The 10,973-nt window shown below is 73.7% G+C and carries 10 protein-coding genes and 1 pseudogene; all 11 read right to left on the bottom strand.

Features of this window, described 5'->3' with window-relative positions; genetic code table 11:
- The 11 genes and pseudogenes from P1P70_RS09370 to P1P70_RS09420 all read right to left on the bottom strand — a co-directional run bounded on the left by P1P70_RS09370 (position 1) and on the right by P1P70_RS09420 (position 10,787).
- Positions 1 to 864: a TatD family hydrolase gene (locus tag P1P70_RS09370; protein ID WP_319236135.1), complete on the bottom strand. Its 864-nt coding sequence runs from the start codon at positions 862 to 864 to the stop codon at positions 1 to 3.
- A complete protein-coding gene (locus tag P1P70_RS09375; protein WP_319236136.1) occupies positions 861 to 1,523 on the bottom strand; it encodes an EboA domain-containing protein in 663 nt (220 codons plus the stop codon). The genes P1P70_RS09370 and P1P70_RS09375 overlap by 4 nt, the downstream gene beginning before the upstream one ends.
- The gene (locus P1P70_RS09380; protein ID WP_319236152.1) at positions 1,520 to 2,392 is read right to left on the bottom strand and encodes a sugar phosphate isomerase/epimerase family protein; all 873 of its coding nucleotides are present in this window, start codon (positions 2,390 to 2,392) and stop codon (positions 1,520 to 1,522) included. The genes P1P70_RS09375 and P1P70_RS09380 overlap by 4 nt, the downstream gene beginning before the upstream one ends.
- 234 nt (positions 2,393 to 2,626) lie before the next feature.
- Positions 2,627 to 3,265: pseudogene (locus tag P1P70_RS45720) on the bottom strand (SCO3242 family prenyltransferase); the annotation flags it as partial.
- Complete coding sequence (locus tag P1P70_RS09390) at positions 3,262 to 4,413, bottom strand: inositol-3-phosphate synthase (protein ID WP_319236137.1); 1,152 nt, start codon at positions 4,411 to 4,413, stop codon at positions 3,262 to 3,264. The pseudogene P1P70_RS45720 and the gene P1P70_RS09390, both read right to left, overlap by 4 nt.
- Before the next feature lie 29 nt (positions 4,414 to 4,442).
- Positions 4,443 to 5,237 (bottom strand): hypothetical protein, encoded by a 795-nt coding sequence (locus tag P1P70_RS09395; RefSeq protein ID WP_319236138.1) that lies wholly within the window; start codon positions 5,235 to 5,237, stop codon positions 4,443 to 4,445.
- 101 nt (positions 5,238 to 5,338) lie between these two features.
- The gene (locus P1P70_RS09400; RefSeq protein ID WP_319236140.1) at positions 5,339 to 6,556 is read right to left on the bottom strand and encodes an FAD-dependent monooxygenase; all 1,218 of its coding nucleotides are present in this window, start codon (positions 6,554 to 6,556) and stop codon (positions 5,339 to 5,341) included.
- Positions 6,556 to 7,542, bottom strand: coding sequence for a beta-ketoacyl-ACP synthase III (locus P1P70_RS09405; RefSeq protein WP_319236142.1), 987 nt, complete (start codon positions 7,540 to 7,542; stop codon positions 6,556 to 6,558). Before P1P70_RS09405 ends, P1P70_RS09400 begins: the two co-directional genes overlap by 1 nt.
- A complete protein-coding gene (locus tag P1P70_RS09410; protein WP_319236144.1) occupies positions 7,526 to 9,274 on the bottom strand; it encodes an acyl-CoA dehydrogenase family protein in 1,749 nt (582 codons plus the stop codon). Before P1P70_RS09410 ends, P1P70_RS09405 begins: the two co-directional genes overlap by 17 nt.
- A gap of 53 nt (positions 9,275 to 9,327) precedes the next feature.
- The gene (locus P1P70_RS09415; RefSeq protein WP_319236146.1) at positions 9,328 to 10,545 is read right to left on the bottom strand and encodes a beta-ketoacyl-[acyl-carrier-protein] synthase family protein; all 1,218 of its coding nucleotides are present in this window, start codon (positions 10,543 to 10,545) and stop codon (positions 9,328 to 9,330) included.
- Positions 10,542 to 10,787 (bottom strand): phosphopantetheine-binding protein, encoded by a 246-nt coding sequence (locus tag P1P70_RS09420; RefSeq protein ID WP_319236148.1) that lies wholly within the window; start codon positions 10,785 to 10,787, stop codon positions 10,542 to 10,544. The genes P1P70_RS09415 and P1P70_RS09420 overlap by 4 nt, the downstream gene beginning before the upstream one ends.
- Positions 10,788 to 10,973: the final 186 nt, after the last annotated feature.

The raw sequence follows: 10,973 nt of genomic DNA on the forward strand, positions 1-10,973 counted from the left end.
TCACCTCTGCCCGCGTCGGATCGAGCTGCCCTCGAACTCGGCCGGTACGGCGGACGGATCGTCGGGGCCGTCGAGTTCGAGCCGGCCGCTCCGGCCGTAGAAGGCGACCGGATTGCGCCACAGCACCTGGTCGACGTCGTCCCGGCCGAACCCGTCGGCGAGCATGGCGTCGGCGGTGCGCCGTGTCTTCAGCGGGTCGCTCCGGCCCCAGTCGGCGGCGGAGTTGACGAGCATCCGCTCGGTGCCGTACTCCCGCAGCAGCGCGACCATGCGGTCCTCGCTCATCTTGGTGTCGGGGTAGATGGAGAAGCCCATCCAGCAGCCGCTGTCCGCGACGTCGCGCACCGTCACCTCGTTGAGGTGGTCCACGACGACCCGGGCGGGGTCGATGCCGGACTCACGGACGACGTCGAGGGTGCGGCGGGTGCCGTTGCGTTTGTCGCGGTGGGGGGTGTGCACCAGGACGGGGAGTCCGTGCTCGACGGCGAGTTGCAGTTGGAGGGCGAACGCCTTGTCCTCCTGCGGCGTCATGGAGTCGTAGCCGATCTCGCCGACGGCCACCACCCGGTCCTTGACCAGGTAGCGCGGCAGTACGTCGAGGACCTCGGCCAGCCGGGGGTCGTTGGCCTCCTTGGGGTTCAGTGCCAGCGCGCAGTGGTGCCGGATGCCGAACTGCTCGGCGCGGTGGGGCTCCCAGCCCAGGAGCGAGTCGAAGTAGTCGGTGAACGAACTGACGCCGGTGCGGGGCTGGCCCAGCCAGAAGGCGGGTTCCACCAGCGCACGGACCCCGGCCGCCGCCATCGCCTCGTAGTCGTCGGTGGTGCGGGACGTCATGTGGATGTGCGGATCGAAGATGCGCGTCACGCCGTGGCCTCCGTCGGTGCGGGGTGGGTGTGCAGATGGTGCAGGACGTCGGGCGGGACCTGCCTGCCCGCGGCGCGCCGCTCGTCGGCGAAGTCGGCCATCATCCGGCCGAGTTCGGCGTCGGCCCGCTCGTCGAGGCCGGCCACCGCGGCCAGCGGGATGCCGACGAACACGCATTTGAGGACGGCCTGGCGGAAGGCGGGTGCCGCAAGACGGCGTCCGCCGTAGGGGCCGAGGGCCGCGGCGATCAGCCGGGGGTCGTTGGACCGGACGGCGTCCTCGACCAGCGCCAGCCCCCGGTCACCGAGGTCACCGGCGGCGTCGAGCAGCGGCAGCGACCGCAGGACGGCCCGCCGTTCGGCCGTGTCCCCGGTGCGGTACAGGCGCTCCGCGACGACCGCCGGATCGGCCCCGCGCGGTGGGAGCGCGACGAGCAGCAGTGCGCGTACGGCGTCGTCGGCGCTCCAGGCGGGCCCGGCCGCGGGCCCGACGCGCAGGACGGCGCGACCGCAGCGGCGTGCGGCGACCGCGAAGAGGGCGTCGACGGCCCCCGGATCGGCCCGTACGGCAGCTTGCGCCTGTGCGAGCCAGCCGGCGGCGGACTGCGGCAGTGCGGCGGCGAGCTCGTCGGCCGTCGTGCCGGGTCCGCGGGCGCTCACGCGGCCGCTCCCCGTGCCGCCGCGCGGGCCCGGGTCTCGGCGGCGCGCAGGAAGTCCAGGGAGCGCCGGGCCACGTCCGGGGCGGCGTGGCTGTGCCGGGGCAGTTCCACGCAGACCAGCCCCTGGTAGCCGGTGTCGGCCAGCGCGGACAGGACCGGCGGGAAGTCGATCTCGCCGCTGCCGAACTCCAGGTGTTCATGGGTGCCGCGGCGCATGTCCTCGATCTGCACGTTCACCAGGCGGTCCGCCGAGCGTCGTACGCAGTCGGCCACCGGTCGCGGTTCCAGGCAGCGGCAGTGCCCGATGTCCAGGGTGAGGCCGAGGGCGCGCGGGCCGTCGAGTCGCCGGTGCAGCTCGTCGTAGGCGTCGAGGGTGTCGATGAACATGCCGGGCTCGGGCTCGAAGCCGAGGGTGACCCCGGCGTTCTCGGCGGCCTCGACGACCGTGGCGCAGCCGGCGAGGAGCCGGTCCCAGACGGTCTGTTCGGGGGTGCCGGCGGGGGCGGTGCCGCTCCAGAAGGACACCGATTCGGCGCCGAGTTCGGCCGCGATCCGTACCGCCCGCAGCAGGAGGTCGACCCTGCGCTGCGCGCCCTGGGGGGACATCAGCACCGGCTGGTGCTTGCGCCAGGGGTCCAGCACATAGCGGCCGCCGGTCTCGATGACGACGGCGAGGCCGAGCCGGTCGAGCAGCTTCGCCAGCCGCCCGAGCCGCCGTGGCAGGTCGTCGGCGAACGGGTCGAGGTGGCGGGGGTCCAGGGTGAGGCCGACGCCCTGGTAGCCGAGGTCGGCGAGGACGGCCAGGGCGTCCTCCAGGGGGTGGTCGCCGAAGCCGTTGGTGCCGTAGCCGAATCTCGTCGTGGCGGTCATGTGGGGGACACCTTTCTGCCGAGGCGGCGGGCCCACGGGAACACCCCGGCCAGCGCGGCGCCCGCGGCGCCCCGGCCGGCGGTCGCGGTCAGCGCCGCCTGCAGGGGGATCAGTCCGTGGATGCCGGCGGCCACGGCCTGCCGGACGCGCAGCGACGAGGGAGTGCGGGCGGCGGCGAAGCTGGGCCCGTGTGCCGTCGCCCGCGTACACCGCCGTGAGCAGGGCGGCGGCGGCCCGGTCCAGGGGCGGCCGCCGGCGTCCGCGCAGCAGGACGCAGGCGCTGATCGCGCCGCCGACGGCCAGTGACTGCAAGGGCATCGACCGGGGTGCGCCGCCGACCTCGTACCGGCTCAGCCGCGTGACCATGCCGGTGTGCACAGCGATGGTGGCCGCGGCGGGCAGGGCCCGGCGCAGTCCGCCGGGTCCGGCCCCGGCCAGCACGTTCAGCGCGCGGGCCGTCGCCATGGCCGCGGCGCCGGCCGCAGTGGGTTTGAGGGCGAGGTCGTACGCCCAGACGACGCCGGCCAGGGGCAGCGCGGTCGCCAGGCCCCGGCGACCGCGTGCGAGGGCCGCGAGGCCGAGGCCCGCCGCGGTGAGGCCCGCGGCGACCGCGAGGGCGGCGGCCGGGGTGACGGCGCCGCTGGGCAGGGGGCGTTCGGGCCGCTCGACGGCGTCGAGTTCGCGGTCCGCGTAGTCGTTGAGTGCCATTCCGGCCCAGTACAGGCAGACGGAGGAGGCGACCGTGCCCAGCAGGGAGGGGGACAGCGGCACCCGCGCCGCCGCCGCGCCGGCGAGGATGTCGCCGGGGACGGACAGCGCGGCGGGGGCCCGGACCAGACGGGCAAGGTCGTGCGGCCGTGGCAGCGCCGTCACGTCGCCGCCCCCGCCGTCTGCACCCAGTGGACCAGGGTGGTGTACTGCGCCGCGAGGTCGTGCTCGGTGGCGGCGACCGGGTCCTTGAAGAAGAAGCCCAGTTCCGGCACCGGTCCCACGGCGCCGCTCCGGTGCGCGAGGGCCATGAACCGGGCCAGGTCCAGGACGAGCGGCGCCGCCAGTGAGGAGTCGCAGCCCTGCCAGGTGAACTGCAGGGACATGCGGGCGCCGAGGAACCCCTCGAACGTGACGTGGTCCCAGGCGGTCTTCCACTCCCCCAGGTCGGGGACGTGGTGGATGTGCACACCACCCTCCACGGGCCCGCCGAGCACGGCTTCCAGGACCAGGCCCTTGGACTCGCTCTTGCTGACGACCCGCTGCGGGTCGGCGAGGGTGGCTCCGTCGCCGCCGCCGAGCAGATTGGTGCCGGACCAGGAGCGCACCCGCAGCGCGCGCCGGGCGAACATCGGCGCGAGCACCGACTTGACCAGGGTCTCTCCGGTCTTGCCGTCGCTGCCCGCGTACGGCAGGCCCTGTTCCCTGGCGAGTTCGTCCAGGGCGGGCAGGCGCGCCCCCGTCGAGGGGGTGAAGTCGACGTAGGCGCAGCCGGCCCGCAGCGCCGCGTAGGCGTACAGGGAGCTGACGGGCAGCGGCCGCTCGCCGCGGGCCAGGGCGTCCCGCAGCGCGGACAGCGAGGCGTGGCCGGGATGCGGCACGGCCGGAGGCTGTGTGGAGGAGACGTTCACCACGACGACCCGGTCCAGGCCCAGGCGTTCGCGGAACCCGGTGAGGTCGGCGGTGAGCGCCTCGGCGGCCGCGGACTGGTCGCCGGTCTCGGTGCCGGGCGGGGCGGGTCTGATCTCGGCGTCGGCCGCGGCGAGTTCGGTCCCCAGGACGCCGGGCAGACCGTGCGGGACGACACCCGCCTCGGCGAGCTGCTCGGCCCGCTTGACCAGGTCTGTGTCGACGACGTCGTGTCCGCCGAAGACCAGGTCGTCGAAGCCGGGCAGGGGCACCTCGTAAAACGGTTCGAGGGCGCTCACACATCCGGTGGCCGGGACCAGTCCCGCACGCAGCGCGGCAGCGCCGACGACGGTCGTCGTCGCCACCGACCCGCGTGCGCCCACCAGCCAGATTCCTGTACGCATGGTGTCTCCTCCTGGGCCCTGGTCGTCCGTCAGCTCATGCCTTCGGGCCGCGGGTAGGACAGGAAGTCACGGTCCAGTTGGCACACGCTGCGCGGCAGCCACTTCGCCGCCTCGCGGGCCACGACGTCGCGCGGCAGCGGCTCCTTGACCTCCATCTGGGTGGGCTTGGCGATGGTCTGCAGGGCCCAGGCCATCGCGTTGAGGGGGGCGATCCGCTCCCAGCGCGGCCGGTCGACGTCCAGCAGCATCATGGCCCGCATGAAGATGAACCAGATGTGGTAGCCGGGGGGCGGGTTGCCGTTCATGGTGTGCACCGGGCGGGCGCGGCGGGGGTCGTAGAGCACGCCCTGGGCGAAGTCGGCGAAGGCGCCCACGAGTCCGCGGCCGTACGGCCTGTAGAGGCTGTCGAAGGCGCCGAGCTGCGCCTTGGAGAGCACCTGGAGGGGCTGTTTGATCGGGGTGACGTACTCGATGAAGTTGTTGGGGTAGTCACTGGTCCTGGCCATGGCCATCCAGGTGTCGAAGATGGCTCGTTCCCACTTGTCGCCGAGGGCGGTGGCGATGTCGGTGTAGGCCTGCTCCAGCTCCGGCGCCACGTTGTAGAGCGTGGTTTCGTCGAAGAGGTACCACAGTTCGTTGGCCCTGCGGTCGCCCAGCATGCCGGGTACGTCCGGGAGGTCGCCGCCGTGGCGGGCGGCGGCCGGTTCGGCGGCGCGGGCGGGGGCGGCGGTGAGGAGGCCGAGGCCGCCGGCTCCGAGGCCGAGAGCGGCGGCGGTGCCGGCGGTCGTGGACAGCAGCCGTCTGCGGCCGAGGTGGTTCGGCATGGAGGTCCCCTTGGATCTCTCGTGCGGACAGGTCGGACGTGCGCGTGGTACGAGAGCGGTGGTGCGCCGGCGGGCGGGGCGCCGGGTTCTGGGGCGGCCGGTCAGTGCGGCCGGTCGGGCAGGGGCGGCAGGTCGGCTTCGGCGTCGTGGCGCTGGATCCAGGACACGTCCTGGACCAGGGACGACATCGTGCCCGTGGAGGCCTTGCCGTCCTCGTCGGGCCGCAGCCGCTGGGAGCCGCCGCCGCGGGAACCGAGCTGGACCCGGGTGGTGTGCGGCCTGCGGACGGCTTCGTAGGAGCGCAGTGCGTCCGCGATGCGCCGTCGCGTGGCGCCGGTGGCGGGTGCGGCGCCGTCCAGCGCGTCGAGGCAGTGGGCGAGGACCGCCGCGTCCTCGACGGCCTGGCTGACGCCCTGGCCGTGGTGGGGCAGCATCGGGTGGGCCGCGTCGCCGAGGAGGGTCACCGCGCCGTGGCTCCAGCGGGTGAGCGGCTCACGGTCGTACAGCGCCCAGCGCCGCGTCTCGCGCACCGCGGCGATCAGCGACTTGACGTCGGGGTTCCAGCCGCTGAAGACCGCGTCGAGGGTGTCGAGGTCGCCCGGCTCGCTCCAGGACTCCAGGCGCCGGTGCGGGTCGGGAACGACGGCCACGAAGGTGAGGAACCGCCCGCCGCGCACCGGGTAGACCAGCAGGCGGGCGTCGGGGCCCGCCCACAGGAGCAGGGTGTCGCCGGGCAGGCCCGGGACCTGGTCGCGTGCGATGAGTCCCCGGAACGCGCTCTGGCCGGAGAAGACGGCGGTGTCGGGTCCGGCGACGGCCCGGCGCACCACCGAGTGGACTCCGTCGGCGCCGATGAGGACGTCGGTCTCGGCGGTGGTTTCGTCGGCGAACTCCAGCCGGACCACCTCGCCGGTGTCGGTGAACCGTTCGAGCCGGTGTCCCACCCGCACCGTGCCCGGGGGGAGCGCCTCGGCGAGCATGGTGTGCAGATCGGCGCGGTGGACCGTGTAGTAGGGCGCCCCGAACTCGGCGAGCCACTCCTCGCCCATCGGACGGCGCACCAGGGTGGTCCCGCCGGACCACTCCCGTACCTCCATCGCGGCGGGCCGCACGGCGCTCGCCCGCAGCCGCTCGCCGAGGCCCCAGCGCTGCAGGATGCGGCTGCCGTTGGGGCCGAGGTGCATGCCCACGCCGGCCTCCTTGAGTTCGGGCGCCTGCTCGTGCACCCGTACCTGGTGGCCCTTGCGGGTCAGGGCGAGGGCGGCGGCGAGTCCGCCGATGCCCGCCCCGACGACCGTGATCCGCACCTTCGGCGCCATCAGCCCCTCACCTCCCGGACGGGTTTCGCGCCGGACCAGACGACGGCGGCGGAGCCCCAGGTGAGGCCGCCGCCGAAGGCGGTCAGGACCAGGCGGTCCCCGGTGCCGATACGTCCTTCGGCGGCCGCGTCGGCCAGGGCGAGGGGGATGGAGGCAGCGGCCGTGTTGCCCACGTCGGCGATGTTCGAGATCACCCGCTCCGAGGGCAGGCCGAGGCGTTTGGCCACCGACTTGAGGATGCGGATGTTCGCCTGGTGGCCGACGAACGCGTCGACGTCCGCCATGTCCCACCCCACCTTCCCGGCGACGGAGCGGGCGGATTCCGTCATGGTGGTGACGGCCCGGCTGTAGACGTCGCTGCCCCGCATGGTGAGGTACTCGCCGTGCGGTGGGATGGTGATGAGGTCGTCCCCGGTGCCGTCGCTGCCGAGTTCGGTGTGCAGCACCGCGCCCGGGTCGCTCGTCCGGCCGCGCTCCAGCAGGACGGCGCCCGCGCCGTCGCCGAACACGACGGCCGTCGTCCGGTCGTCGGGGTCCACGATCGAGGAGTAGGCGTCCGCGCCGATGACCAGGGCCCGGTCGCAGCCGCCTGCGGTGATCATCGCGGAGGCCACGGTGAGCCCGTAGACGAACCCGGAGCAGACGGCGGACAGGTCGAACGCCGCGGCCGCCAGGCCCAGTCGGGACGCCACCCCGGGCGCGGTCGCGGGGCAGCGCCGGTCCGGCGTCGTGGTCGCGAGCAGGACGAGGTCGCAGCCGTCGCGGCCGGCCGACTTCAGTGCGGCGGCTCCGGCGGCGACGGCGAGGTCGCCCGTGCCGGTGCCCTGAGAGACGCGGCGGCGCCGTTCGATGCCGGTACGGCTGTGGATCCAGGCGGGCTCCGTGTCGAGGTGGCGCGAGACCTCGTCGTTGGTGACGACGGTCTTGGGCAGGCAGGTGCCCAGGCCGGTGACGACGGCGCCGACCCGGTCATTCGCCGCGGTCATGGGCGGCTCCTCCTTCCGAGGGTGCGGACGACGCCGACACGGGGGCGGGCCCGGCGTGGGCGAGGGCCGTGTGGAGTTCGGCGAAGTCGTGGCGGGCGATGGGGGCGGTGATCAGTTCCTCGGGCACGCCGAGTTCCCGCACGAGTTCACTTGCGTCGAGGGCGGCGACGGCGGCCTCGTGGCGGAGCTCTTCGAGGCGCAGGACCGCGTCCTGGTCGAGGACGCCGGCCTTCAGCGCGGCGAGCGCGTGCTCCAGCGCACAGGTTGCCGCGTACTGGCCGAGGAGGCGCTCGGACAGGGGGGTTTCGGCGTGGGCCGCCCAGTGGCCGATCGCCAGCGTCTGGTGGACGGCGCGGGTCCACTGCGCGCTGGCCTCGCCCGGACCGTGCCGCTCGACGTGGTCGAGCAGGACGTCGCACACGGCTCGCAGCCGGCGGGCGGCGTCCAGGCCGCCGGCCGCGGCGACCGCCTCGTCGAGGACGGTGTCGAAGTCCTCGCGGTGGCGCAGGGCGAAGCGGGTCGCCTGGTAGCCGAGGACGGTGTTGTCCCCGCCGAAGGTGACGGCGATCTCGTAGTCGTGGAGCAGGGGTGTGATCTGGTTCGCGTCGTGGTATCCGAGTCCGCCGCACAGTTCCCGCGTCTCGGCGAGGGTGTGCCGGGCGTCGCCGGTGGATCCGGACTTCCCGCAGGAGATCAGCGCGTGCAGCACCTGGTCACGGGCCGGTGCTCCGTGTGCGGCGCGGGCGAGGGCGATCTCGGACAGCGCCTCCATGGCGTGCCGGGCGGCGAGGGACCGGCCCGCGGCGGTCGACAGCCGCATGCGGTAGTGCTCGTGGCCGATCAGCGGCCTGCCGAAGGTCTGCTTGACGGCCGCGAAACGGGTGGTGATCGCGCAGGCGAGGAGCTGTGCGTACGCGGCCCCCACCGACGGGAAGAGCCGCTCGTGGGTGAAGGTCGCCAGGCATTCCTCGAACCGGCGGTGGCGCGGCAGCGGGGAGCGGTAGGTGCCGTCCGCGTCGATCGACGCCCAGCGGTTCATCAGGGCGGAGAGCGGCAGGCGGTGGTCCGTGAAGGAGAGCAGGCCGGTCTGGTTGGCGCTGACGCCGCCCTTCGGCTCGGCCCGGCCGATGCGCACACCGGGGAGCACCCTGCCGCCTTCGCGCAGCGGAACCCGTATCCAGTGATGGCCCTCGTCCCGTCCGCCGACCTGCAGCCGGCTCAGCACCATGGCCACATCGCCGGTGTGCAGGCTGTTGCCGATCCACACCTTGCTGTCGGCGGGCCGGGGCGTGTTCAGGATCAGCGTCCCGTCCTGCGGGTCGTAGGTGGCGGTGGTCCGCACCTGCTTCAGATCCGAGCCGGCGTGCAGTTCGGAGCCGGCGAAGCAGTACACCTTGGCCATGCGGTCGATCTCCGGGCCGTAGGAGCGCAGTTGTCGCTGCCCGGCGTGGCTGAGCAGGGCGTCGCCAGCGATCTGGTGGGAGACCAGGACGTTGAGCAGGGACAGGTCGTAGGCGCCGATCCAGCCCATGGTGCGCAGGAAGTCGGGGAAGCGGGCGCTGTCGCCGCGGCCCAGCCAGTGGGAGTTCGCCGTGAGACCGGCGCCGTTGAGGAGTTTCGCCCGGCGAAGCGTCAGCAGGCTGTAGTCGAGAACGCTTGCGTCGTCCGGTCTGGTGGTGGCGAACTCGGGCCCGGACAGGACACGGGCCAGCTCTTCTTCGTGTTGCGTCATGGGCTCTCCTGGGATGGGTCGCACGGGTCTCCTGGCTGCGCGGCTGTGCCGGGTCAGGCGTCCAGCACCAGCGCGCAGTTGCTGCCCCCGAATCCGAAGGAGGTGCTCACGGCGACGGTCCCGCCGTGGCTGCGCGCGCTGCCGAGGACCAGGTCGAGTTCGGGCAGGTCGGCGTCGGGCCGCTCGGTGTGCGCGATCGGCGGCAGGGTGCCGCTGCGCAGGCTGCGCAGGGTCAGCACGGCCTCGATGGCGCCGGCCGCGCCGAGGGTGTGGCCGAGCAGCCCCTTGTTCGCGGTGACGGACGGCCGGTGGGGGAAGAGGCGGGCGATGAGCCGGGCCTCGCTCTGGTCGTTCTGCGGTGTCGAGGTGCCGTGCGCGTTGACGGTCGTGACGTCCCGCGCTGTCATGCGGGCCGCGGCCAGTGCCTGTTCCACGGCGGCCGCGGCGCCCGCCCCGTCGGGGCGGGGGGACGTGGGGTGGTAGGCGTCGGACGTGCTGCCGTAGCCGAGGAGCCGGCCCAGTACGCCGGCTCCCCGGGCGCGGGCCTTCGCCGGTTTCTCCATGACGACGGCCGCCGCGCCCTCGGAGATGACGAAGCCGTCGCGGTCCGCGGCGAACGGCCGTGACGCGTCGGGCCCCTTGTGTTCGGAGAGCGCGCCCGTGCGGGCGAATCCGGAGACCACGAGGGGGGTGACGGCCGCGTCGGTGCCGCAGGCGATGACCGTGTCGCAGATCCCGGCGTCCAGCAGGGTCTTGCCGAGGCCGAGCGCCGAGGCGCCCGACGCGCAGGCGGCCGCCACGGTGTGGCTGGGCCCGGTGATCCCGTACCGCACGCCGAGGGTGCCCGCCGCCATGTTGATCAGTGACCGGGGGTGCAGGTACGGCGAGACCATCTCGGGGCCGTTGCGGTGGAGTCGCCGGTGCTGCTCCTCCTGCGTGGTCACCCCGCCGAAGGCGGACCCCACCACGATGCCGACCCGGCTGCCGTCCCAGCTCCGCGGGTCGAGACCCGACTGGACCAACGCCTCGTCCACCGCCGCCAGGGCGAACCGGATGAAGGGGTCGGTGCGGGCGGTGCCGCGCCCGGTGAGCTGCCCCGGCCGCAGGGGCGGCACGCGCAGGCTGTGCCACGCCCCGGTGCCGGCCAGCGGCTCCGGGTCACCGGACTCCAGGGACCGGGCCGCGCACAGCGCCTCCCAGGTCGTGTCGGAGTCGGTGCCCGCCGGGGTCACCAGGCCGGCACCGGTGATGGCGACGGGTCCTTCGGTCACGCCGCTTCCAGCCCCGAGCCGGCCAGCGAGACGACGTCCCCGACCGTGAGGTCGGCTATCCGGGTCTCCTCGCCGCCGAGGTCCACACCCGTCTCTTCCTTGATCCTCACGATGAGTTCGGCGATGGCGAGGGAATCCAGTTCGAGGGTGCGCAGCAGGGCGCTGTCCGTGATCTCCGCGGGGTCCACTTCCAGGTCTTCGGCCAGGATCCCGTGCACGACATTCTTCGGGTCCATGCTCATGTCTTTCACCTCTGTGGGGGCTCAGGATTGATTCGGCACCTCGAAACGAGATCAGCTCCACTGTGCTGAGGCCGGATATGGAGCACGTATCGCGCCGTTATCAAGAGAAGGAAACGGAAAAGGGCGGGTGCCGGCTTTCCGTCGTCACCGACCTGGGTGGCGTCGGGGGGTGGCCGGTTGCAGGAG

It is taken from the genome of Streptomyces sp. MB09-02B, from assembly GCF_033794485.1.
In the GTDB taxonomy this organism is placed as follows: domain Bacteria; phylum Actinomycetota; class Actinomycetes; order Streptomycetales; family Streptomycetaceae; genus Streptomyces.

Excerpts from the sequence above, each read along its gene's own strand:
- P1P70_RS09380 (WP_319236152.1), bottom strand. The coding sequence starts at position 2,392 with ATGACCGCCACGACGAGATTCGGCTACGGCACCAACGGCTTCGGCGAC.
- P1P70_RS09390 (WP_319236137.1), bottom strand. The coding sequence starts at position 4,413 with ATGCGTACAGGAATCTGGCTGGTGGGCGCACGCGGGTCGGTGGCGACG.
- P1P70_RS09395 (WP_319236138.1), bottom strand. The coding sequence starts at position 5,237 with ATGCCGAACCACCTCGGCCGCAGACGGCTGCTGTCCACGACCGCCGGC.
- P1P70_RS09400 (WP_319236140.1), bottom strand. The coding sequence starts at position 6,556 with ATGGCGCCGAAGGTGCGGATCACGGTCGTCGGGGCGGGCATCGGCGGA.
- P1P70_RS09405 (WP_319236142.1), bottom strand. The coding sequence starts at position 7,542 with ATGACCGCGGCGAATGACCGGGTCGGCGCCGTCGTCACCGGCCTGGGC.
- P1P70_RS09410 (WP_319236144.1), bottom strand. The coding sequence starts at position 9,274 with ATGACGCAACACGAAGAAGAGCTGGCCCGTGTCCTGTCCGGGCCCGAG.
- P1P70_RS09420 (WP_319236148.1), bottom strand. The coding sequence starts at position 10,787 with ATGAGCATGGACCCGAAGAATGTCGTGCACGGGATCCTGGCCGAAGAC.